This is a genomic window from Niveispirillum fermenti (assembly GCF_052474395.1).
The window spans coordinates 334,308-356,926 of record NZ_CP156679.1 but is presented as its reverse complement, the minus strand read 5'-3'; the positions used below and the strand labels follow the sequence as shown (position 1 = coordinate 356,926).

At 67.7% G+C, this 22,619-nt stretch carries 19 protein-coding genes and 1 pseudogene; 4 read left to right on the top strand and 16 right to left on the bottom strand.

What is annotated here, in order from left to right; genetic code table 11:
• Positions 1–188: 188 nt before the first annotated feature.
• The gene (locus tag ABC728_RS05965; RefSeq protein ID WP_445376377.1) at positions 189–1,094 is read right to left on the bottom strand and encodes a GlxA family transcriptional regulator; all 906 of its coding nucleotides are present in this window, start codon (positions 1,092–1,094) and stop codon (positions 189–191) included.
• Positions 1,095–1,253: 159 nt separating this feature from the next.
• On the opposite strand from ABC728_RS05965, the gene ABC728_RS05960 reads away from it, so the two are divergent.
• From ABC728_RS05960 to ABC728_RS05945, 4 genes are read left to right on the top strand one after another with little or no spacing between them, the layout of a single operon-like run.
• The gene (locus tag ABC728_RS05960) at positions 1,254–2,507 is read left to right on the top strand and encodes a sarcosine oxidase subunit beta family protein (protein ID WP_416619176.1); all 1,254 of its coding nucleotides are present in this window, start codon (positions 1,254–1,256) and stop codon (positions 2,505–2,507) included.
• Between the two features lie 14 nt (positions 2,508–2,521).
• Positions 2,522–2,779: a sarcosine oxidase subunit delta gene (locus tag ABC728_RS05955; RefSeq protein ID WP_416619177.1), complete on the top strand. Its 258-nt coding sequence runs from the start codon at positions 2,522–2,524 to the stop codon at positions 2,777–2,779.
• Entirely contained in the window at positions 2,776–5,730 is a 2,955-nt protein-coding gene (locus tag ABC728_RS05950) for a sarcosine oxidase subunit alpha family protein (protein WP_416619178.1), read from the top strand. The genes ABC728_RS05955 and ABC728_RS05950 overlap by 4 nt, the downstream gene beginning before the upstream one ends.
• Positions 5,723–6,226 (top strand): sarcosine oxidase subunit gamma, encoded by a 504-nt coding sequence (locus ABC728_RS05945; RefSeq protein WP_416619179.1) that lies wholly within the window; start codon positions 5,723–5,725, stop codon positions 6,224–6,226. Before ABC728_RS05950 ends, ABC728_RS05945 begins: the two co-directional genes overlap by 8 nt.
• A gap of 37 nt (positions 6,227–6,263) precedes the next feature.
• Here ABC728_RS05945 and ABC728_RS05940 read toward each other — a convergent pair whose 3' ends face one another.
• The 15 genes and pseudogenes from ABC728_RS05940 to ABC728_RS05870 all read right to left on the bottom strand — a co-directional run bounded on the left by ABC728_RS05940 (position 6,264) and on the right by ABC728_RS05870 (position 22,619).
• Positions 6,264–7,349, bottom strand: a complete 1,086-nt coding sequence (locus tag ABC728_RS05940; RefSeq protein ID WP_416619180.1) for a DUF917 domain-containing protein — start codon at positions 7,347–7,349, stop codon at positions 6,264–6,266.
• Positions 7,350–7,381: 32 nt separating this feature from the next.
• Positions 7,382–8,089 carry an aspartate/glutamate racemase family protein gene (locus tag ABC728_RS05935; protein WP_416619181.1) on the bottom strand — a complete coding sequence of 236 codons (708 nt, stop codon included), beginning with the start codon at positions 8,087–8,089 and terminating at the stop codon, positions 7,382–7,384.
• Complete coding sequence (locus ABC728_RS05930; protein WP_416619182.1) at positions 8,086–9,384, bottom strand: cytosine permease; 1,299 nt, start codon at positions 9,382–9,384, stop codon at positions 8,086–8,088. Before ABC728_RS05930 ends, ABC728_RS05935 begins: the two co-directional genes overlap by 4 nt.
• Positions 9,385–9,418: 34 nt before the next feature.
• Complete coding sequence (locus ABC728_RS05925) at positions 9,419–11,488, bottom strand: TonB-dependent receptor (RefSeq protein ID WP_416619183.1); 2,070 nt, start codon at positions 11,486–11,488, stop codon at positions 9,419–9,421.
• 48 nt (positions 11,489–11,536) lie between these two features.
• Positions 11,537–13,099 (bottom strand): hydantoinase/oxoprolinase N-terminal domain-containing protein, encoded by a 1,563-nt coding sequence (locus ABC728_RS05920; RefSeq protein ID WP_416619184.1) that lies wholly within the window; start codon positions 13,097–13,099, stop codon positions 11,537–11,539.
• A gap of 172 nt (positions 13,100–13,271) precedes the next feature.
• Positions 13,272–15,929 carry a LuxR C-terminal-related transcriptional regulator gene (locus ABC728_RS05915; protein WP_416619185.1) on the bottom strand — a complete coding sequence of 886 codons (2,658 nt, stop codon included), beginning with the start codon at positions 15,927–15,929 and terminating at the stop codon, positions 13,272–13,274.
• Positions 15,930–15,951: 22 nt separating this feature from the next.
• Positions 15,952–16,710: an aspartate/glutamate racemase family protein gene (locus ABC728_RS05910; protein ID WP_416619186.1), complete on the bottom strand. Its 759-nt coding sequence runs from the start codon at positions 16,708–16,710 to the stop codon at positions 15,952–15,954.
• Positions 16,711–16,837: 127 nt separating this feature from the next.
• Positions 16,838–16,975: pseudogene (locus ABC728_RS05905) on the bottom strand (M24 family metallopeptidase C-terminal domain-containing protein).
• A gap of 23 nt (positions 16,976–16,998) precedes the next feature.
• Positions 16,999–17,157, bottom strand: a complete 159-nt coding sequence (locus ABC728_RS05900) for a hypothetical protein (protein WP_416619187.1) — start codon at positions 17,155–17,157, stop codon at positions 16,999–17,001.
• Positions 17,158–17,253: 96 nt separating this feature from the next.
• Entirely contained in the window at positions 17,254–18,513 is a 1,260-nt protein-coding gene (locus tag ABC728_RS05895) for a hypothetical protein (protein ID WP_416619188.1), read from the bottom strand.
• A gap of 168 nt (positions 18,514–18,681) precedes the next feature.
• Entirely contained in the window at positions 18,682–19,383 is a 702-nt protein-coding gene (locus ABC728_RS05890) for a GntR family transcriptional regulator (protein ID WP_416619189.1), read from the bottom strand.
• Between the two features lie 93 nt (positions 19,384–19,476).
• Complete coding sequence (locus ABC728_RS05885) at positions 19,477–20,391, bottom strand: ACP S-malonyltransferase (protein ID WP_416619190.1); 915 nt, start codon at positions 20,389–20,391, stop codon at positions 19,477–19,479.
• Between the two features lie 8 nt (positions 20,392–20,399).
• Positions 20,400–21,272, bottom strand: a complete 873-nt coding sequence (mdcB, locus tag ABC728_RS05880) for a triphosphoribosyl-dephospho-CoA synthase MdcB (protein ID WP_416619191.1) — start codon at positions 21,270–21,272, stop codon at positions 20,400–20,402.
• Positions 21,269–21,928: a malonate decarboxylase holo-[acyl-carrier-protein] synthase gene (mdcG, locus tag ABC728_RS05875; RefSeq protein ID WP_416619192.1), complete on the bottom strand. Its 660-nt coding sequence runs from the start codon at positions 21,926–21,928 to the stop codon at positions 21,269–21,271. Before mdcG ends, mdcB begins: the two co-directional genes overlap by 4 nt.
• Positions 21,915–22,619 (bottom strand): biotin-independent malonate decarboxylase subunit gamma, encoded by a 705-nt coding sequence (locus tag ABC728_RS05870; protein WP_416619275.1) that lies wholly within the window; start codon positions 22,617–22,619, stop codon positions 21,915–21,917. Before ABC728_RS05870 ends, mdcG begins: the two co-directional genes overlap by 14 nt.

Sequence of the window (22,619 nt, the reverse complement as noted above, 5' to 3'; positions counted from 1 at the left end):
ATGACCATCCCTGAGATTTTTGGCTCGCCTGCCGCCGCGGTTGAGATCCGCGCGTAATGATCAGCATGAGCCGGTGATGTGAGGATAAGGCCAAGCGAGGCGGGGAAATGTCTCATTGCGACAAAAATGGGTCCACAGGCGACATGGTGGATAGCACCGGCCCGCCACGCCTCCTGAAAAAGCCGCACCTATGGGGAGTGGGAGGATGCCCGCGCCTGCCCCGGGGACATGGCGAAGCGCTGGCGAAAGCTGCGCGAAAAATGGCTTGAGCTTGAAAAACCACAGGTGACCGCGACCATGACGGTCGACAGGTCCGTCTCCCGCAGCAGCCGCATCGATTCATCGAGCCTGATCCTCAGGTAATGTTCACGGATCGTGGTGCGCATCTGCGTCCTGAACAGCCGTTCCAGCTGGCGGACCGAAACACCGGCGGTAAATGCCAGGGCCTCACGCTCCAGCGGCGTCTCCTTATTGGCCTCCATGGCTTCCAGCGTCGCGACAAGGCCCGGATGCGATACCCGGTAGCGCTGGCTGACAGCCGCCCTTTGTGCGCCTTCTGCCGGCCGCTTGTGGGTCCGCAGATACCAGTCGCTGACAAGCTGGGCGAGGTCGGGGCCGTGGGTGCTGGCGATCAGTTCCGCCACGAGATCGAGCCCGGCGGTGCCGCCGGCACAGGTGATCCGCCGCCGGTCGATGACAAAAAGACCGCGTTCGACCTCAAGGTCGGGGAAGGTTTCGATGAAAGCCGGCTCGTGTTCCCAATGGATCGTGCAGCGATAACCCTCCAGCAGTTCCGCCCGCGCCAGCAGGAAGGCCCCGCCGGACACACCGCCAATGACGATGCCGCGTGTGCTCAGCCGCCGAAGGGCGGCGAAGGTCGTGCGATTGTCGAACAAAGCGGGATTACCGCCGGCGAACACGAACATCATGTCGACATCGGCATTGCCGTCGATCATGCCATCAACCTGCATGGTCACCCCGGTTGATGGCCGGGCCGGCTCGCCATCCACCGAATAGTGCCGCCATTCGTAAAGTTCACGCCCGGACAGGCGGTTCGCCGCGCGGAACGGCTCGATCACCGCCGCATAGGACATGAGGGCGAACCCCTCGATAAGAAGGAATCCCACGCGGACCGGTCGAACGCCCATGCCGGGGGTGTCGCTTCTGGACCCGATTTTGTCGCCGCTGTGCATCATCGCCGCTCAAATACCATCAAGATGGGTCTAAAGCATACGGACCGGGAGAGGAAGGATATGCGCTATTCCTGGGCGACTTTGATTGCGCAATCGCTTCGCGGACATCGCGGCTGGAAGCCGGCCTGGGCGGACCGGCCCCCTCAACCCCATTATGACATCGTTGTGGTCGGCGGCGGCGGGCATGGTCTGGCGACGGCCTATTATCTGGCAAGGAACCACGGCGTCGCCCGTGTGGCGGTGCTGGAAAAAGGCTGGATCGGCGGCGGCAATGTCGGCCGCAATACGACCATCATCCGTTCCAACTACCTCATGGACGGCAATATCCCGTTCTATGAATGGTCGATGAAGCTCTGGGAAGGGCTGGAACAGGACCTGAACTATAACGCGATGGTCAGCCAGCGCGGCATCCTGAACCTCTACCATAATGATGCGCAGCGCGACGCCGCCGTGCGTCGCGGCAATGCGATGCGCTTCCATGGCGTCGATGCAGAATTGCTGGATCGCGACCGGGTCCGCCGGATGGCACCGTTCCTGGATTTCGACAATGCGCGTTTTCCGATCATGGGCGGTCTGCTGCAACCGCGCGGCGGAACGGTGCGGCATGATGCCGTCGCCTGGGGCTATGCCAGGGCCGCCTCCGCGCTGGGGGTCGACATCATCCAGGGATGCGAGGTGGTGGGGATCGAGCGTGATGCGGCGGGCGCCGCCATTGCCCTGGAAACCACGCGCGGGCGGATCGGTGCCGGGCGGATCGGCCTGGCCGTGGCGGGCAGCACCTCGCGCGTCGCGGCCCTGGCCGGCCTGAAGCTGCCCATCGAGAGCCACGTCCTGCAGGCATTCGTTTCCGAAGGACTGAAGCCGGCCATTCCCGGCGTCATCACCTATGGCGCCGGCCATTTCTATGTCAGCCAGTCCGACAAGGGCGGCCTGGTGTTCGGCGGCAATCTGGACGGCTATAACAGCTATGCCCAGCGCGGTCAGATGCCGACCGTGGAGGATGTCTGCGAAAGCGGCATGGCGATGATGCCGATGCTGGGCCGGGCGCGCGTGCTGCGCAGTTGGGGCGGCATCATGGACATGTCCATGGATGGCTCGCCCATCATCGACGCAACGCCCGTGGACGGTCTGTTCCTGAATGCCGGCTGGTGCTATGGCGGGTTCAAGGCCACGCCCGCCAGCGGCTGGTGCTTCGCCCATCTGCTGGCGACCGGCGCGGCGCATGACCTGGCGTCGGCCTACCGCCTGGACCGGTTCGCCACCGGGGCGCTGATCAACGAAAAGGGCGAAGGCGCCCAACCCAATCTCCACTGAGGCGCTGCTGAAAAATGCGTATCCATTGCCCTTATTGCGGCTCGCGTGACATTGGCGAATTCATCTATCGGGGCGACGCTGCACCAACACGGCCGGCCACACCCGATGCCGGCGCCTTCGTCGATTATGTCTATCTGCGGGAGAATATCGCGGGGCCGATCGATGAGCATTGGTACCACCTGCATGGCTGCCGCCAATGGCTGACCGTCCGGCGCGACACCGTCTCGCACGAGATCATGTCCGTCACCCTTGCGACGGAGGGTGCGCGATGAGCCGGCTGGCAACAGGGGGGCAGATCGACCGGTCCAATCCCCTCACCTTCCGCTTCGATGGCCGCACCTATCAGGGGCTGGCCGGGGATACCCTGGCCTCCGCCCTGATCGCCAATGGCGTCAGGCTGGTGGGACGATCCTTCAAATATCACCGGCCGCGGGGGATTCTGTCGGCAGGGTCGGAGGAACCCAACGCGCTGGTGACCCTGCGGGAGGGGGCCCATGCCGAACCCAATACCCGCGCCACGCTTGTCGAGCTGTTCGACGGGCTGACGGCCATCAGCCAGAACCGCTGGCCGAACCTGCGGTTCGATCTGCTGGCGGTGAACCAGGCCATCGCGCCGATGCTGGTGGCCGGCTTCTACTACAAGACCTTCATGTGGCCGGCTTCCTTCTGGGAGAAGGTATATGAGCCGCTGATCCGCCGGGCGGCGGGCCTCGGCCACCTTTCCCCCCATCCCGACCCGGACCATTATGACCGGGCGCATGGGTTCTGCGACCTGCTGGTCATCGGGGGCGGGCCGGCCGGGCTGGCCGCTGCCCTGGCCGCCGGACGGGCAGGCCTGCGCGTGATCCTGGCCGGGGAGGATTTCCGGTTCGGCGGCCGCCTTCTGTCAGAGCGGCATGTCGTCGCCGGCCTGCCCGGCGATGCCTGGGCGACGCAGGTGGCCGACGAACTGGCATCGATGCCCAATGTGCGGCGGCTGGTCCGCACGACCATCGTCGCCGCCTGTGACGGACGCGAATATGTGGCGGTGGAGCGGCTGACCGACCATCTGCCGCCAACGACACCGGCCCGCCCGCGTCAGCGGCTGTGGAAGATCGTCGCGCGGGAGGCCGTGCTGGCATCGGGCGCCATCGAACGGCCCCTGGTCTTCGGTGGCAATGACCGGCCGGGGGTCATGCTGGCCTCAGCCGTCTCCACCTATATCAACCGCTTCGCAGCCGTTCCGGGCAAGCGCGCGGTGGTGTTCACCACGGGCGACAGCGGCTGGCGCACGGCCGCCGACCTGATCGCCGCCGGGGCAGAGGTGGCCGCCCTGGCCGATGCCCGCGACGATGTGCCAGCGGCGGTCCGGGCACTCCTGCCCCGCGGGGTTCCCGTCCATATCGGGGCACGGGTGGCCGACACCCATGGTGCGCCGCTGCATTCCGTCGATCTTTATGCCGATGGAAAGCGCCATCAACTCCGTGCCGACCTTCTGGCCATGGCGGGTGGATGGAACCCGGCCATCGGGCTTGGGTCCAACCTGGGCACACGCCCGGTCTGGTCGGACGTGCAGGAGACATTCCTGCTGACGCAGACCCCGCCGGGCCTTCATATCGCCGGTGCCGCCAACGGCAAGTTCCCACTGGGCGACGCCATCCGCGACGGCTGGTCACGCGGCGCACAGATCGCCCAGGCGCTGGGCCGTCCCGGCATTGCCGAACCGGACCTGACGACCAGCGACGATCCGGCCAGCGGCCGCGCGCTGTGGCATGTCGCAGAGAGGCGCGGCAAGGCCTTCGTCGATTTCCAGAACGATGTCACCGACCGGGATATCGATCTGGCCGTTCAGGAAGGCTTCACCTCCGTCGAGCATCTGAAGCGCTACACCACGCTGGGCATGGCGACGGACCAGGGCAAGACCAGCGGCGTCAACGGCCACGTGCTTCTGGCCAGGGCGACCGGCAGGACGCTGACGCAGACCGGCACGATCCTGTCACGGCCCCCCTGGCAGCCGGTGGCCATCGGCGCGCTGGCGGGCCATCACCGCGGCCGCGACTTCCGGCCAGAACGCCTCACCCCCAGTCACGGCTGGGCGGCTGCGCGCGGTGCCGTGTTCACCGACGCCGCCCTGTGGAAGCGCGCGCAATGGTTCCCGCATCATCAGGACGAACCCTGGCGCGATGCGGTCGACCGGGAGGTACGGCTGACCCGGTCCGGGGTCGGCGTCTGCGATGTCTCGACGCTCGGCAAGATCGACATCCATGGGCCGGACGCGGGCACCCTGCTGGACCGGCTATATACCGGCACATTCTCCACCCTGGCGGTGGGGCGCGCCCGCTATGGCATCATGTTGCGCGAGGATGGGTTCGTCTTCGACGATGGCACGACCACCCGCTTTGCGGCCGATCGCTACTATCTGACGACGACGACGGTCAATGCCGGCCGGGTCATGCAGCATATCGACCACGCCCGTCAGGTCCTGTGGCCGGAACTGGACGTGCAGGCGGTATCGGTGACCGAACGCTGGGCCGCCTTCTCCATCGCCGGTCCCGCCTCGCGCACGCTGGTCGCGGCGGCATTGCCGGGGATCGACCTGTCCAACGCCGCCTTCCCGCCCATGGCCGCCATGGAACTGACGTGGGAGGGAGGGCCGGCACGGCTGTTCCGTCTGTCCTTCTCCGGTGAGCTTGCCTACGAACTCTGCGTGCCGGCCCGTGCGGGCGACCGGCTGATCCGCCGCCTGTTCGATCTTGGCGCCAGCCTTGGCATCACGCCCTATGGCACCGAGGCGCTGGGCGTCATGCGGATCGAGAAGGGCCATGTGGCGGGACCGGAACTGAACGGCCAGACCACCGCCGCCGATCTGGGCATGGGCCGGATGGTATCGAGCAAGAAGGATTTCATCGGCCGCACCCTTGCCGGACGCCCCGCCCTTGTCGATCCAAACCGCCCGGTGCTGGTCGGGCTGAAGCCACGTGACCGGCGCCAGTTGTTCACGGCGGGCGCGCATCTGGTCCGGCCGGGCCAGGCGCCGGTCGCGGCGCATGACGAGGGCTATGTCACCTCCGTCGCCTATTCACCGACGCTGGGCCATCCCATCGCTCTGGCCCTGCTGTCCGGCGGGCGGGGCCGCCATGGTGAGCTTATCGTTGCCCATGACCTGTTGCGCGGAACCGCCGTGGAGGCGGAAATCTGTGATCCGGTTTTCTACGATCCCGAAGGAGCGCGCGTCCGTGGTTGATACTGTTCGGATTACGGAACGGCCGGACCTGTCCGTGGCCTCCATCCTGGCGCGCCGCGGCGCAACCACGGCCGCCATTGGCGGAGCGATTGGCATCGACATGCCCCTCGGGCCGACCTGGGTGGCGGCGGAACGCTTCATCATGATGGGAACCGGACCGGGAAGCTGGCTGGCAGTCGGACATGATGACGGCTCCGACGGATGCGGCGACCTGGGGGACCGGCTCACCGGACTGGCCAGCGTGTCTGACCAGACCGGCGCCTACCGCCTGTTCCGGGTGGAGGGGCCGGATGCACGGACCCTGCTCCAGCGTGGCGCCTATATCGATCTGGACGGCGTGGCCTTTCCGGCCGGTGCGGTTGGCGTCACCATGATCGGGCATGTGGATGTGATCATCCGCAACATAACGGACGGGCACTGCTACGAGGTCGCGGTCTACCGCAGCTACACCGACAGCTTCATGCGATGGGCCGATGCCGCCTGCGCCGGGCTTTGAGCGACAGCGGGGCAGCGCCGCCCCTGCACGGAAGCATTCACCCCCGCATGGGCAGATAGGGGTGGTCCAACCCGAAGGCCACCGGCCCCATCACCCGCAGCGCGGCGTCGGAACGAAGCTGGGGGGGGGCCGGGACAGCCACGATCCTGATCCGCTGGCCGTAACGCAGGCTTTGGGTCGGTATCGGTTCGCCCGTGTCACGATCGACGATGCAGATCAGGTCGGGCACGATGGCCAGGACGCGGTCGCCAATGCGCGCCACAAGGTTTTCGTTCTGGAACAGCACTTCGGCTTCACCCGCCCCATCCAGGGCCGCCACCCGCGCCAGGCCTGAGGCGAAGCCATCCGCCGTCCGACGCTCCAGATCGGTGATCTTGCCGTCGAACAGGATGGCCCCACCGCCATAAGGCGGGAGGGTACGCAGGCAGTCCACCAGCGATCCGACGGGATCACCGCCGCGCCGACCCTGGCGGATGGCCCGGCCCACGGCCAGCGCCGCCGACAGGGTACCCGGCACGACCGCCGCCTTCATGCGCGCGCCATCCATGGGGAAACAGGCGATGAAGACACGCAACCCCATCTGGATGGCCAGCGCCCGCGTCATGTCCTCCGCCACCTTGTCGGTTACGGCGTTGATGACGGCGCTGTTATGGTATTCATCGATCACCACCAGCGGCGTGGCGCGGATGCCGTGCAGGCTGAAGCTGTTCATCTGCAATTCGGGGAAGGCGCGGCCCATGCCGTCACCGTCGATCACGGGCAGGCCCCGCATGGCGCCCGCCGCCAGTGGCAACAGCGAATTGCCGCCGCCGATCTCCGCCGGCAGCAGGGCGTCGATCCGCCGGCCCAGATGCGCTTCCAGCCGGTCCAGGGCGGCCATCACCTCATCCCCGCGGATCAGTTTTTCAACCTGCACGGTAGGGGCGCCGAAACCGGCGATGGAACAGACCAGCGCATCGTCGGGCAGGTCCGCCGGGGCCAGGATGCGCGGCGCCCCGTGGCGGGCGAAGGCTTCCCCGGCCACCAGCCGGCCGATATGCGGATCACCGCCGCCGCCGGTGCCCAGGAAGGCGGCTCCACGGGCAAGGTCTTCAAGATCGTCGATGGACAGGTCGAGGGACATGATGTCGGCCTTGTGAGGGAATGTCTGAAAGATCAGCGGCGCGGCGGCGGCGGAAAGGCCCGGCGGCTGTGAGACAGGCCCAGCGACAGGCAGGTCACGGCCGCCATCAAGGCCGCCTGCAGCGGGCTGATGACGGGAACAGGCGTGCCGCGCGCGGCCAGGGCGGCGGACAGCTTGTCCGACAGGCCCAGGAAGCCGGTGCAGCCCAGCAGGATGGCATCGGCCCGGTCCCGCTCGATGGCCTGCACGGCCCCGTCCAGCAGGCGGGGCAGCAGCGTATCGCCGCTATGATCGATATCGAGCACGCCGATCTCCACGGCCTGGACGCTGGCCAGCTTGGCACGCAATCCATAAAGAAGGGCGTTGCGTTCCAGCAGGGGGCGAACGCGGTCGGATATGGTGACCACGCCGAACCGGTGACCCAGGGTGGCGGCCAGGTGCATGCCCGCCTCTCCCGGCCCGATGACGGGGATGGACACGGCCTCACGCGCGCCATGCAGACCGGGATCGCCGACGCAATCGATGATGATCGCGTCCACACCGTCCGCCTCTGCCTGGCGGGCGCTGGCGACGACGCCGGGTGAACACATCACCTCGTCATGCAGGCTTTCGATCGAGGGCGGGCCGTCCGCGATGTTCACATGGCTGAAACGCAGGGGTGCCAGCAGGTCGCCGAATTCCTGGCGTTTGTGCGGGCGCGGGGTGATGTGCGGCGTGATCAGCCGGACATGGTGGGTCATGATGTCTGCTCCGGGATCGCAATCGGCGCCCGGCGGGCGAACCACAGCCGGGACAGCAACAGGTGGAAAAGGCCAGCGGCCAGCATGGCGTCGATGGCCGGAATGCCCGTCAACCGGTACCAGCCCGCCGACGCACCGGCCCCCACGGCCACGGCAAGGCCCCAGGACAGGAAGGCGGCGACCGACAGGCGCGGCCGCGCCGCCATCATTTCCGGCACATACCGCCGGCCGCTGACAGTGAAATAGTCGGTCAGATAGATGGCGGCCACTGGCGGGATGGCGATGCCGACCGCCAGCATCAGCGGGATCAGGTGCGAACTGACGCCCAGGGCCGCCAGCGTGACGCCGATGGCACCGGCCGCCCCGACGACCCAATGGTGGCGGACCCGACCCAGCGCCGCCGACAGGCCCAGGGAGGAGGAATAGAGATTGCCGGCATTGGTCATCCAGGCCTTGACGACCAGGAACAGCAACGCCGGCACACCCAGACCCAACGCCACCATCAGCGCCACCAGATCACGATGTCCCGTGGCGATGGCGGGAACGGCCGCCAGGACCAGCACCAGGGGCATCATGCCATAGCTCAGCAGGGCGGCAATCCGCGCCTGTCCCGCATCGCGGGCAAACCGCGTGATGTCGGGAAAGATCGTCGCACCCACCACCATCGCCCCCACGACGGCGGAGATGCCAATACCCAGCGTCGGCGGGTCGGCAGGCGTGGCCAGAAGCACACCCGGCTCCGCCATGCGCCAGCCCAGGAAGGCCATGGCCAGCAACACCAGCCCAACCAGCGGCATGACCAGATTGGACAGGCGCTGAAGCCCCGCGAAGCCGAACAGCGTCGTGGTGATCATCAGCGACCCGCCGATCAGGATATAGGGCGTGGGACCCAGGCCGATCCCCATCTGCCGGCCGATGCCGGCCAGGCTTTCCCCAAAAATCTGCGCCGTCACCCCGAACCAGCCCAGCAGCGTCAGCGCCAGAACGAAGCTGACCACCCGCCCTCCATCGCGCCCGAAGGCCAGCCGGATGATCTGCGCCGTCGACAGGCGGGTCCGGGCCGCCATGCTGCCCGTGGCCATGCCCAGCACGGTCAGGATGGCGGCCCCGGCGGCAAAGACCAGGGCGGACCGCCCCAGCCCCTGCGCCGTTCCAATCTCTGCCCCCATCACAAAAGCCGGCAGGGCGATGATGACGCCGATCTTGATCAGGGCAATGCGCCAACCGTGGACAATGGCGACGCTTTCCGGCACAGGACCGTTTGCATATTCCTGGCGTGAGCCGATGCCGGCCATGGAGTACTCCCTTCACCCGCTTGTCTTTATGGAACTAGAACCGGAACGTCGCCTCCACGCCATAGCTGCGCGGCTGGTTGGGAAAGCGCAGATCGGATCCGGTGATGGACAGGTTGGTCGCATGCCGGCTGTCGGTCAGGTTCTTGCCGACCAGCGCCACGGCCCAGTCGGACGCATCCACCGACAGCCGGGCGTCGATGAAGCTTTTCGTACCGGTGCGCATTGTGTTGTTGAGGTCGAAATAGAAGGCGCCGCGCCGCTGGTAGGAACCGAAAGCGATCAGGTCCATATCCGCCGTCAGGGGTTGTGTGTAGGTGGCTGATGCGTTGAAGGTGAAGGGCGGCACGGTGGGCGATTTCTTGCCCACGGCGGTGGCGGCCCCCAGTTCCGTGGTGTCGATGGCGGCAACCGTGCTGTCGGTGACACCGATACCGGCATTGACCGACAGCGCATCGGTCAACCTTGCGTTCAGTTCCAACTCGAACCCGTCGATATCCGTACTCTTGATGTTCAGGACACCGCGGCGGGATTCCGTGGCGGAGAAGATCACAAAGGACAGGAGCTGGTTGGAATAGTCGATATGGAAGACCGACCCGTTCAGCGTCATCAGCCCGTCCATCAGCGTGGTCTTGAACCCCACCTCGTAATTGCGCGTGGTCTCGTTGTCGAACTTGGTGTTCTGGGTGAAGCCGCCGGTGCGGAAACCCTCCGAATAGGTGACATAGGTCATCACATCGGGCGACCATTTGTAGGAGACCTGCAATTTGGGCTGCAATTTCTTGAAGGTCGCCTGTTTGAAGCTGGCCGCCGGGGCGCGGCGGTCGCGCGAATCCTGCTTGTCGCGGTCATAGCGCAGGGCCGCCAGCAGCGTCAGTTCCTCCGTCACCTCATATTCCCCCTGTCCGAACAGGGCCCAGCTTTCACTGTTGATGCGGTTCAACTGGTTCAGCAGGTTGGGATTGATGCCGCCGGGGATCTCCGCCCCCACCTGGATCGCCTGGTTCTCCTGCTTGTCCTGGTAGAAACCGCCGACGATCCAGTTGAACACTCCCTTGCCATTCGATGCCAGGCGCAGTTCCTGGTTCATCACCTTGGTGGCGAAGGTGATATCCTGAACCCGCAGCGGGGCAGCGGAATAATCGGCGTCGGCGAAGATCCATTGCTCCACGTCCGCGAAACCGCTGACAGAGATCAGGCTGACAGCCCCCATGTCATAGTCGAGCCGTAGTGACGCATCCCGGAACCGGGTACTGTCGCGTCCGATGATATTGCTGGTTGCCAGGCCGTCCACGATATCGTCGATACCTGCAAAATTGCCCGCTGCGTCGCGCGGTGCGATGTCCTGGATGCAGCAACTGCCATCACCCTCCGTCCAGGCGCCGCGCATCTGTGCGCGCAGCTTCTCCCCCTGATAAACGAATTGCAGGCGGCCCGACGTTTGATCGCTGAAGTCGATCCGGTCGCCGCGCGCATTATGGATCAGGCCGTCCGTACTGCGATGGTAGGCGCTGGCCCGCACGAAAAGCCTGTCTTCCACGATGGGACCCGATACGACACCCGACAGGCGGTAGGTGTTGCCCCGGCCATAGCTTGCCTTCACCTGGCCCTCCGTCTCGTTGGTGGGCCTCTTCGTGGTGATATTGATGGCGCCCGCGATGGCACCCTGGCCGTACAACGCCCCCTGCGGCCCCTTCAGCACCTCGATCTGGGCCACATCAATCAGGTCCTGGGTCAGGAAGTCGTTCGACCCTAACTGCACGCCATCGACAATGATGCTGACCGGCGGCAGGGCGCCCTGGGCACCGGCAAGGCCCCGCATGGTCAGGAAGGTCTCGTTGCTGCGGAACGTCTCCCGGATGATCAGGTTGGGCGTCATGTCGACGAAGTCGCGCACGCTCTCGATGCCGGCCTGCTCGATCTGCGCGGCGGAGAAGACGGTAACCGATTCCGGCACCTCCTGCAGGCGCTCCTCCCGCTTGCGGGCGGTCACGACGATCTCCTCAAGCTGTATTTCCGATGCCGTCACAGCCGGCACCGGCGGCAGCAGGACTGTCGTCAGCAGCAGCGACGCCAGGATGGAATGTTTCCCTTTACGCTTTCCCATGATGAACTCCCGTGTTCACTTATTGTTGTATGAAAGGAGCGATCTGTCTCAGGCCAATGATTGCCGGCCTGTTCGCAGCGCCCCGACGGCCTTGGCCCGGATGCGCACCGCACCGCCCGGCACATAGGCGAGCGGCCGTTCCTCCAGGTCGAAGATCTCAATGGTGGCTGGATCAGCGCCGGCCGACGCGGCGGCGGCGATGGCTTCCGCCCGCGCCTGCTCCAGCGCCGCGTCCCGGCCGATGCGGCCATAATGGTAGACACGGTCAACCTCGCCGCCGACCTGGGCCACGGCGGCACCGATGGCGTTGGCCACACCGGCATGCGGTGGGACCACCACCTCCGACACGCCGGAAATTGGCCGGGAGACCAGCACGGCACCGCCCCCCACCAAGATCAAGGGCAGGGCGGCAGCGCTGGTCTTGACCCGGTCCACGCCTTCCTCGATCAGGCGGTGGATATGATCGACACCGGCCGCCACCAGCGTGGCCGGCAGATGCGCCACCTTCTCCCGATCGCCGATATCGGCACAACCGGCGGCAACGGCGATGTCGGTGGCCGTCAGCGTGTCGCCACCGAAGACCAGGGCCCGTTCCCGGATGCGGAACCCGACGGAACGCGGGCCGATGGCCAGCCCGTCCCCGTCCGCCGCCACCAGACTGCCGCCGCCCAGACCGATGGCCAGGATGTCGGGCATGCGGAAATTGGTGCGCACGCCGCCAACATCGGCGGTCACCGCCGCCTCGCGCGGGAAACCATTGACCAGCATGCCGATATCCGACGTGGTGCCACCGATATCGACCACCAGCGCATCCTTGATGCCGCAGAGATAAGCGGCACCCCGCATGCTGTTGGTGGGGCCCGACGCAAAAGTCAGGACGGGATATTGCTCGACGGTGTCGGCACTCATCAGCGTGCCGTCATTCTGGCTGACGAAGAAGGGCGCCTGGATGTCCAGCCTGGCCAGCGCGTCGCGGAAGGAACTGACGACCTGCGTCGCCAGATCGGCCAGGCTGGCATTCATGATGCCGGCATTCTCGCGTTCCAGCAGGCCCAGCCGGCCGATGCGGCTGGACAGGGTCACGCGCACGCCGGGCATCTCCTCACGCAGGATGGCCTCCGCCCGCTCCTCCATGGCGCCGGCCACGGGGGAGAAGACGGCGGACACGGCCACGCTGCGCAGGCCACGCCGCTGGAAATCCCGCGCAGCCGCACGGATGGCCGCCTCGTCCAGCGGCGTGTCGACGCGACCATCATACTGCACCAGCCCGCCGACCAGCACGGTGGCGCCATGCATCTTCTCGCGGATATCGGCCGGCCAGCCGACCAGCGGCGGCAGGCCCGTCGTCGCGGGCAGGGCGATGCGGATGATGCCAACCGGCAGCAGATGCGCCCGCTCCACCACGGCATTGGTGAAATGGGTGGTGCCAATCATCACCGCCTCGATGGCGTCGGCGGGAACCTTCGCCTGACCCATCACGGCGGTGATGGCATCGATGATGCCGCCGCTCACATCCGCCGTGGTCCCCGCCTTGTGCCAGGCCAGGATCGTTCTTCCGTCCAGAAGAACGGCGTCGGTATTGGTTCCGCCGACATCGATGCCGATCCGCATGTTTCCCCTGCATCCGCGCCCCGGGCGCGTTCCCCGAATTGTTCGACGGGTTCAGCATGAGCCAGGCAGCGGCCGGCAGGCAAAGCCGGGGGGGAGTGGGATGGCAGCAACCGGAGAGTAGGAACGGGAGTGGCCGGGCGGGTGGGATGGAACACAGATGAAGGGTAGGGCGTCACACCCCGCCGGCATGTTCCACCGGCACGGAACCGGCCGTACCCGGCAAGCCGGCCAGACCGGCACGTCCGGTCACGCCCAGCTTGGCATAGATGTTCTTGACGTGGAACTTCACGGTATTGAGCGTGAGGCTCAGATTGCGGGCGATCACCTTGTCCGGGTGTCCCGCCTGCAATTCCGCCAGCACCTTTCGCTCGGCGCCGGTCAACAGCGCCAGCGCCCCGTCCCCGTCCGGCCGTGCCGTCAGGTCGGTCAGCAGGGCACGGGCATGGCGGCCGGCGGGCCCCTCACCCTCCCCGCCCGTGGCGGCGAACCGCTCCAGCAGCGCCAGCATGGCATCCCCCTCCTCCCGGAAGATGCGCCGGAAGCCGGTATCGGCGGACAGGAGCAGGGTTTCCCGCAGGTGGGCGGCCGCCTGATCCGGCTGCGCGGCCGCGTCGGCCGCCAGGGCCGCCAGCGCGCCCAGCCGGATCAGGGAGCGCTTGTTATCGGCCAGCCGCAGGCCGGGCATGACCGCCGCCGTCATCTCCAGCACCCGTTCCGGTTCCCGCCGCAGCATTGCCAGCCTTCCATAGGCCAGCAGCACCGCCTCCCGCTCCCGCCAGAGTTCCAGGCTGTCCAGCATGTCCGGCGCCATGCCCACACGACCGTAAAGCGACAGCGCGTCCTCCCCCCGCCCGGCCAGCACCAGGCAGGAGATACGCAGCGCATCCAGGAAACGCTGCAGGGACGGCAATTGCCGCCGCGCCACTTCCGCCGCCGCGGCTTCCAGTCGGCCAAGCGCCGCATCAGCCCCGCCCGATGCCAGGGCCACCATGGCGGATGTGCCGTGCATGGCGGCCAGGATGTCGAACCAGGCCTCCTCGTTGAACGTGTCGCCCACCTGTCGCAGCCGGCGGTGCGCCAGTGCGATCTGGTCGCGTTCATAGGCGATATCGGCCGACAGGGCAGCGATCAGCTTTTCCTTGCCCGGATCGTCGGTCAGATGGCGCTTGGCGATACCCTGGGCAGCAGCGATGGACTCCTCCACCGCCAGGGGCTGTCCACGGGCGCCGTGGATGCCGGCCAGATGCAGGTGATGGTAGAACTGGCCATGCACGCAATCCAGGCGGCGATACAGGTCCATCGCCTCGGCCGACGCGGCCAGCGCGTCATCGAACTGGCCCTGCTGGGCGCGGGAAATGCAGATGGCGGTCTTGGCGCTGGCCATGACCAGCCGTCCCCCGCCGGGACCCAGCCGCGCCGTGCGGTTGACCGCATCGACGTAAAGGGCCAGCCGGCCATCGCCGACGGCCTCGCATTCATTGACCAGCAGGGTCGATTCCACGATCAGCGCATCGATGCGCAGCAACCCGGAATCCCCGCCGCGCGGCTCCTCGGTGAAGTCGCGGGTGTCACGGCGCGCCTCCTCGAAGGCGCTGCGGGCTTCCGTCAGGCGGCCCGTCTTCAGCAGGGTCAGCGCGTGCAGCAGCTTCATGCGCGGATAGGCGGCCAGGATCGCGGCGTCCAGCATGTCATCCAGCGCCTTGATGACGCCATAGCCGAAACGCATCCATATCTCTTGCGCGCCGCCCGCCGCGGCCACCACTTGTGCCGCAAGATCGGCGTCGCCGGCCTTCATGGCATGACGGACGGCACCAATCAGATCCCCATGGCGCTGGCACCAGGCAGCCGCCCGCCGGCGCAGCGCCAGCCGCTCACCATGCGGCAGCCGCTGGAAACAGCGGCGCAGCACCAGGGCCAGGGTCGGATGCAGCGCAAAATGCTGCTGCTCGTCGGCCAGCGGCCGCAGGAACGGCCCCAGCACGGGGTGATCCAGCAGCCTGTACCAGCTCTCATCCTGTCCCAGCAGGTGATGGACGGGCTCGGGCCCCAGCCTTTCCATCACCGAAAGACGCACGGCATCCGCCATCAGGGCGGCATCCACCGGCGCGAACACCTCCTCTTCCAGGTAATCGGCGGTGTCATCAGCCAGGGCATCGGCCAGATGCGACAGGCGGGCGCGGTCGCCGCGCCTTTGCCACCAACGGCGCGCGAACTGCACCGCCACCGGCCAGCCGCCCGTCAATTGCTCCAATTCCTGCTGTTCCACCGGCCCCAGGGCATGGTTGAACAGATATTGCATCTCCTCCCGGTCGAAACCCAGGTCGGCAGGGCGCAGGTCCAGCACCAGCCCGCGGGCCCGCAGGGATGCCAGCCCTGCCTTAACGGGGACGCGCCCGGTCAGGACCAGCCGCACCGGCGCCGGCAGCCGCCGCACCAACCCCTCCAGCACGGGCGACAGCCGCGCCGGTTCCAGCAGATGCAGCCCGTCCAGCACCAGCAGCGCCGATCCGCCTGGCGGAACCACCCCTATCTTCTCCTGGGCCGTGGCCAACGCCTGTTCCAGCGCCCCCGCCTCTGCATCCGCCGGGTCGATCGTCAGCCAGGCCACAGGCAGGCCACGGGACTGCCAGCGGTCATGCAGTTGCGCCGCGAACAGGGTCTTGCCATATCCGGCCGGGGCGCACAGATCCAGAATGCGCATGCCGGACACCGCATCCAGCCGGGACAGCAGGCCCCGGCGCGGCACCATCTGCATCGCATGCGGCGGCGGGCACCACCGCCCTTCCGCCTCGCCCGTCATGTCCCGCGCATTCTCCATCGGCCCTGTCATCGGCAAAGGGCGGCCCCTGGCGTCACGCCGGCAACCGGCCGGAAGCATCCAGGAAGTCATATCCGATCATAGGCTTCAAGGGCGGGGTCGGATAGGCCCGCTTGCTGTGCGCCAGGCCGGCCCTGACCAGGGCCGCAGCCATCAGCAGGGTGGTCGGCACCGGTTCAATCACCGGGACGGGATAGCCGGCATCGCGCAGCCCCGCTTCCACGGCCACACCCAGGCCGCTGAAGCCTGTGCAGCACAGGATGATCGTATCGGCACGATCCCGTTCCACGGTGCGGCGGGCCGCCGCCACAAGCGCTGCCGTGACCTCATCCCTGGCCCCCTCGATGGACAGGACGGGAATATTGATGGCTTCCACCCCCGCCAGCCGGTGGTCCAGCCCGTTCAGCCGGGCCATGTTCTCCTTGCCCGGCCGTCCTCGGTCCATCACGGTCAGCAGGCTGAACCGGTGACCCAGCATGGCAGCGACATGCATGGCCGTTTCCGCCGGACCCAATACGGGGATGCCCACCATCTCGCGTGCGGCACGCAGGCCGGGATCGGACATGCAGTCGATGACGATGGCGGCGGCCCCCGCCCGCTCCGCCGATATCGCCTTGGCGACGATGTCGGGGACGGCCATCGCAGCATCGAATTCGGACTCGATCGATGCCGGCCCCCGATCGAGCAGGCTGTGGCTCAGATGGATATCGTCGCCCAGCAGGGCCTGGAAGGGGGCGGTATCCCGCAAGCCCCGCGTCGTGATGGGGGTCAGCAGGTGAATATCAATGGGCATGGTCGCGGCCCCCCGTCTCTTATGGTGTGATACCCGATCACACCAGGGTAAGGACTGCATCGCAACCCGTGACGGGCCGCCCCACCCTTCGGATTTAAGCCACCACCCTTGCCCTTGCCGCCTTCGATCAAATCGCCGCCGTTGCCTGATGCAGCCAGTCCAGATCAGCCCCGGCGACCCGCGGGGAGAGTTCGGTCCGGACGCGGGCATGGCAGGTGTTGAGCCAGTCTCACTCGTCCCCCGGCAGGATGTTGCGATCGACCATGCGGTGATCGATGGGGCACAGGGTCAGCGTCTCGAAGCCCAGCATGGGCTGGCCCCCGGAATGGCGGCGCGCACCCCCAGTTCCAGATTTTCCACCCGGATGCCACAGGCGCCGGCCAGGTCATAGCCGGGCTCGTCGGACAGGATCATGCCGGGCAGCAGGGTGACGCCGTTCAACGGCACGCCGATGTCAGCCTTGCCCCTGCACCCACAGGGATGAGCCGACAGGACATGTGCTTGGAGAGGATTACGGCCGGGATGGAAGCGCCGTCTGGCCCATCACTGGAAATTCCGATTCCGCTGGTACAAAAGCGCCCATACGCTGCCAAGCCGTGCCTCGTCACTGCCTGCGGGCAGGGACGCCATGGTCTGGGCGGCAGCCTGGGTCTGCCCGGCCCGGTATTGCAGCATGCCAAGCCGCAGCCGGACCTGCGCGGGCGACAGCAGCTTGCCCTTCAGCGCCTGTTGCATCAGCGCGATGGCCTGATCCGATTGCCCCAGCGATGCCTGGGCCATGGCCAGCCTGGCCATGGCATTTGCATCCTTGCCGGCCAACACCTGGCGCTGCCGTTCCGCCAGCCCCTCCTTCTGCGCCGTCACCTGCCGGGTGGCGTAATCACGCAAGCGCTGCTGACGCTCCAGCTTGGGGCCATGGCCCAGGATACCCATCTTCCACCCCTGGTCCAGCACGGCCAGCGCCTCGGCCGGCAGTTCGTCCACCATGGCGCGCTGCGCCATCTCGGTATAGGAATCCGGGTGTTCGTAGGCGCCAGCCGCCAGCCTCAAGCGCGCCCAGTCCAGTTCCAGCCGTTCCGGGACCGGCTTGGCACGGGCCATGGCGTCGAACAGGCGCAGCCAGTTCTCCTTGCTGTCATCGGTTTGCAATTGCTGGCGCAGGGTCCGGATATAGCCCTCATTGTCGCCGGAGCCGAATTCCGACGCGGCCAGGAGTTGGAGAACCTCCGGCGACGGGCGGCGTCCCGCCTTGCGCTGTTCCTCGGCCAGGGATCGTGCCAGGGCCGCCGCCTTCGCCGGCTCCTTGCCGCGGTAATAGGCCTCGGCGACCATCAGGCGGAAGGCCTCGCTGCGCCGTCCCGCCGCCATCGCCTTTTCCCCGAAGCCGGCCGATTTTCCGTAATTACCGGCGCGATACCAGAGCTGGGACAGCGTCTCCAGCGCGCCGGCCTGATCGGCGGCCGACAGGGGAACCAGCGTGGTTGCCGCCTCGAAGGCGTTGGCGGCCAGGTCGAAACGGCCCTGGGCCTTGTAAATGGCGGCCCGCATCTGCTCCACGGCCCATTTTTCCTGCGCCGTGATGGTCTTGACGGCACGCGCCTTGTCCACCTCCCTCAGCGCCGTGTCGTACCGCTTCCCGTCCAGGGCCGCGCGCGCCGCCTGCAGCGGCAGGCCGACCTCCCGGCTGACGGCAATGTCCGCCGCCACCGGCCCGACCAGGGACACGGGCGGCACCAGCAGGGCCGACACGATCGCAAAGGGCAACAGGCGCCGACGCAGGGCGGGCAGGCGGGTACGATACATCTCTCCTCCGGCTGAACGGCACAGCAGACAGTTCAGGGGTTTTGCGTCGGATCGGCTTCCGGTTCAAGGGCCAGCAGATCGAACACGGATGGAAAGACGCCCCGCCCATGGCTTCAGCCCCCCCCTTGCCTCCTCACCCGAAAGCCGCCGGCCGGCCGCCTTGCGCTGTCACCCCAGGCGCAATTCGGCGATATAGGCCATCAGCGCATGGCTGGCGTTCAGCATATGGGCGCGCATGCACCGCGCGCTCTCCTCCCCGTCCCCGCGCGCCATGGCGTGCAGGATCTCGCCATGTTCGGCGTGGGACTGCACCAGCCGGTCGCCCCGCCGCAACTGGGTGCGGCGGAAGGCAGCCAGCCGGGAACGCACCGCGGCCGTCTGGGACGCCATGAACTGGTTGCGGGTGGCGGCGTAGATCGTTTCGTGGAAATTGCGGTTGAAGGCATCATAGGCGGCGACATCGCCATCACGCATCAGGATTGTGGAGGCATGGTGCATGTCGTACAGCTTGCTGCGCTCCGCCGGGGTCATCCGATAGGTGGCCAGACGGACGCACATGGCCTCCAGTTCCGCCATCGTCTCGAACATGTCCATGATCTGTTCCGACGTCACGGCGGTGACGAAGACGCCGCGCCGGGGGCGTATCTCAACCATGCCCGTCACGGAAAGCTGGCGCAGCGCCTCGCGTACGGGGGTGCGGGACGTTCCGAAACGGTCGGCCAGTTGCTGTTCGTCCAGCGCCGTGCCCGGCCGCAGCCGGCCCGTCGCGATCTCGTCCGACAAGGTCTGGCGGATCATGTCCGACAGCAGGGCGCGCTCCTCCATCGGGGCGTCGGCGGCAAGGTCGGGATCGGCTTCGATGGCTGTCATGATGGGTGTCTGTCCCTGGACGCATGGTTGGCCAGAATAGCGGGTTCGGGACACGACCGAACAGAAAAACGCCATGGGGGCACACAGGTCGCCTCAGGTCGATTGCCGTTCCACCCAGGCGGCGGCCCCCCGCAGGGAGCGGAAATCGGCCAGCGCGCGCACCGGCATGCCGGGAAGATGGGATTGCGCCATGCGCGACAGCGCGTCCCCCGGTCCCAGTTCCAGCAACAGGGTGCAGCCGCGTTCCCGCAGCCCGTCCAGACAGGCCGCCCATTCCACCGTCCGCACCAGTTGCGACGCCAGGCTGGCCCGCGCCCGATCGGGGTGGAAAACCGGCGCCCCGTCGATGCCCGCCAGCACCGGACAAAGCGGCGCGGTGAAAGGGGCAGCCGCCAGCGCGGCGTGGAAAGGTGCTACGGCCGGCGCCATCATGCTGGTATGGGAAGCGATATCGACCGCGATGGCTGTCACCGCGGCGCCCGCCGCCTCCAGCCGGTCGCGCAGCAGGGCGACATGGCCGGCCGTACCGCCGATGACATAGCGGTCGGGTCCGTTGGCGATGGCGATCTCCCCCCCGAACGAAAGCAGGGTGGGCCGGTCCAATCCGCGCACGGCCAGCATCGCCCCGGCTTCCCCCGTCCGTGCCATTGCGGCATCCATCGCGCCAGCCCGTGCCGACGCCAAGGCCAGCAGCGGGTCCAGCGCCAGGGCCCCGGCCACGTGATATGCCGTCAGTTCACCGATGCTGTAACCGGCCACGGCCAGCGGCGGGGGCAGCAGCGGCGCCAGAGCGGCCCAGGCCGCAGCCTGAACAAGGCAGAGCAGCGGCTGGGCCACCCGATTGCGGGTCAGGCGCGCCGGGTCGCCGGCCACCAGCCGGCGCGGATCGTCCCAGCCGGCCGCCGCCGCCCGGTCGAATATCCGCTGGGTGGCGGGCTCCCCGGCCAGCACATCCAACATGCCGGCATGCTGCCCCCCCTGCCCGGAACAAAGGATACCCAGACCCATGCCATCACCTACCGCGCCATAATGCCATCGGGCCGGTCCCCTTGCGACCAGAGGAACCACACGGCGGCCAGCATGTCGGCACTGCCGCCCGGCGACAGCCAGCGTGCCACGCATCGCCGGTGCAAGGCCAGCGCCTGATCGCGCCAGTCCTCCCGAAGCACGCCTCCCCGGTCCAGGAAGCGGCCCGCCTCCCCCTGCACGAAGGACAGGCCCGCCGGCCCGCCCCGATGCAGCAGGTTGGTGTCCTCCAGATAGGTCATGGCGGTGAACAGCGCCTGGACCCCGGCAGCATCCGCCGATCCGGTCGCCGCCAGCCCGTCCGTCAGCGCCGGCAGGACCTGTCGATAAAGGATGGGAAAGCCGGCAGCCGCCTGCCCGCGCGCGCCGCGCGCGCCATGGCGGGCGGCAACCCTGCTGCCATGGGACGGGGGCGCGCCCTCCCCCGCCGCCAGGATGGCGCGGCCCCAGCGCTCGCGGACGATATCCCCCAACGATCGACGCAACCCCCGGGCCCGGCGCAGGCCGGACGCCGCCGCCAGCAGGCCGATGCAGAAGATGGCGCCGCGATGGGTGTTGACGCCGCCGGTCGCGGCCAGCATGTCGCGTTCCGCGTCGCGGCCCAGCGCCGCCAGATCCCCGAATGGCGCATCATCCCCCCCGGCCGCGGCGATGGCACGGAAATAGGGGCGCAACGCCGACAGGCTGCGCAGGAATGTGGCCATATCCATGTCGGCATGACTGCCATTGTCCAGCGGACTGACCAGTCCGGGCTTGGGCGCCAGCACCAGCTCCGCATGCAACGCCCTGACGGCGGCACGGCCGATCTGCCCGGCGCCGCCATCGCCGGCGGGCAGGCAGGGCGTGCGGAAGGGACGGCTCACGCCACCCTCCCCGGCATTTGCGCCGTCAGGGTCGAAACATCGGCTAGAAAAAGGGTGTCGGGCGCCTTCACCAGCACGCGGCCGCCGCCCAGCCATTCCCGCCAGGAAACGGCCAGCCCGCCTTGCAGCACGATCTCCCCGTCCAGCCGCGGATGAAGGTGACCGGCCAACGGCCGCAACAGGGCCGGCAGCCGCGCCAGGGCCCGCGCATCGGCCGGGGCGAACAGCAGGTCGATATCGGACCGGTCCGGGCGGACATAGTCCAGACCGGTCAGGGCCTGCCAGGCCAGGGAGCCATAGACCCGCACCGGCAACCCGGCCCCGGCAGCGGCCGCCGACAGGGTTGCCACCAGGGGCCGCCAGGATGGTGGCACCGGCACCTCGGTCAGCAGGGGGGGCGGCCTGCGGCCGGTGACGACATCACGGCGCACGTGCAGCCCGATCCGTCGCTTGTCCGGCAGGGCAAGACCCAGCCGCAGCGTGCCGGGGGCGTCATCAGGCGGGCGGCGGGCCACCACCAGCGGCCGGCCGGCGGCCACCCATCCGGCGACAAGCGTCTGTTCCGGCCCCGCCAGGGCCGACAGAAGCCCGTCCGGCCAGTCCGCCGCCAGCCGCACGAAATCATGCCGGACGGGAAGCGGGTCAGACGGGGTCATGGCGCACCCGATCCGCCACCCCGGCCGCCAGCAGCCGGCCTTCCCGCAACAGCCCGTCGGCACGGCGGCGATCGGGTCCCGCCGGTTCCGCCAGGGCATCCGCCAGGCATCTGGCAAGGTCACCCTGCCAGAAGGAACGGATGGCGCCCATGCGCCGATAATTCTCCACCCCAGGGGCGAAGACGGGATTGGATGCCGACAGGACCTCCAGCCTCTCCAGCGGGATCTTGGTGACCCGGGACATCGCGGGCAGGTTCATCACCCGCACCTGCGCGCCCGGCAGCGCATAGCATGCCTCGGCCAGGAGGGAGGAGGCCAGGAAGCCGCCGCTGACCGCTTCGGACCAGACCAGACCGATGGTTCGGTGCCCCTTGCGGCGGGCCAGATCCAGGCACTTTGCCAGGTGTGCCATATAGCCGTTGATGCCCAGCAGTTCATCCCGCCGGCTGGGCCGCTGGCCCTTGGTATCGACCAGCAGCAGGATCGGCCGGCCGGGATGGTCGCGCACCACGTCCAGCACCATCCCCGCCATGCGCAGCGCCAGTTCCACACCGATATAGACCCCGCCCCGCGTGCCCAGAACGGCGACGTCCTGTCCGCCGTTGCGGCCGACACCGGCGAAGAAATCGCCATCGAAGATGATATCGTCCCCGTCGGGAAACAGGGATCGGATCAATTGTCCGGGTTCCAT

Coding starts and splice junctions, on each gene's coding strand:
- ABC728_RS05965 (WP_445376377.1), bottom strand. CDS start 1,094: ATGTCCTATGCGGCGGTGATCGAGCCGTTCCGCGCGGCGAACCGCCTG.
- ABC728_RS05960 (WP_416619176.1), top strand. CDS start 1,254: ATGCGCTATTCCTGGGCGACTTTGATTGCGCAATCGCTTCGCGGACAT.
- ABC728_RS05955 (WP_416619177.1), top strand. CDS start 2,522: ATGCGTATCCATTGCCCTTATTGCGGCTCGCGTGACATTGGCGAATTC.
- ABC728_RS05950 (WP_416619178.1), top strand. CDS start 2,776: ATGAGCCGGCTGGCAACAGGGGGGCAGATCGACCGGTCCAATCCCCTC.
- ABC728_RS05940 (WP_416619180.1), bottom strand. CDS start 7,349: ATGTCCCTCGACCTGTCCATCGACGATCTTGAAGACCTTGCCCGTGGA.
- ABC728_RS05935 (WP_416619181.1), bottom strand. CDS start 8,089: ATGACCCACCATGTCCGGCTGATCACGCCGCACATCACCCCGCGCCCG.
- ABC728_RS05930 (WP_416619182.1), bottom strand. CDS start 9,384: ATGGCCGGCATCGGCTCACGCCAGGAATATGCAAACGGTCCTGTGCCG.
- ABC728_RS05925 (WP_416619183.1), bottom strand. CDS start 11,488: ATGGGAAAGCGTAAAGGGAAACATTCCATCCTGGCGTCGCTGCTGCTG.
- ABC728_RS05920 (WP_416619184.1), bottom strand. CDS start 13,099: ATGCGGATCGGCATCGATGTCGGCGGAACCAATACCGACGCCGTTCTT.
- ABC728_RS05915 (WP_416619185.1), bottom strand. CDS start 15,929: ATGACAGGGCCGATGGAGAATGCGCGGGACATGACGGGCGAGGCGGAA.
- ABC728_RS05910 (WP_416619186.1), bottom strand. CDS start 16,710: ATGCCCATTGATATTCACCTGCTGACCCCCATCACGACGCGGGGCTTG.
- ABC728_RS05895 (WP_416619188.1), bottom strand. CDS start 18,513: ATGTATCGTACCCGCCTGCCCGCCCTGCGTCGGCGCCTGTTGCCCTTT.
- ABC728_RS05890 (WP_416619189.1), bottom strand. CDS start 19,383: ATGACAGCCATCGAAGCCGATCCCGACCTTGCCGCCGACGCCCCGATG.
- ABC728_RS05885 (WP_416619190.1), bottom strand. CDS start 20,391: ATGGGTCTGGGTATCCTTTGTTCCGGGCAGGGGGGGCAGCATGCCGGC.
- mdcG (WP_416619192.1), bottom strand. CDS start 21,928: ATGACCCCGTCTGACCCGCTTCCCGTCCGGCATGATTTCGTGCGGCTG.
- ABC728_RS05870 (WP_416619275.1), bottom strand. CDS start 22,619: ATGGAACCCGGACAATTGATCCGATCCCTGTTTCCCGACGGGGACGAT.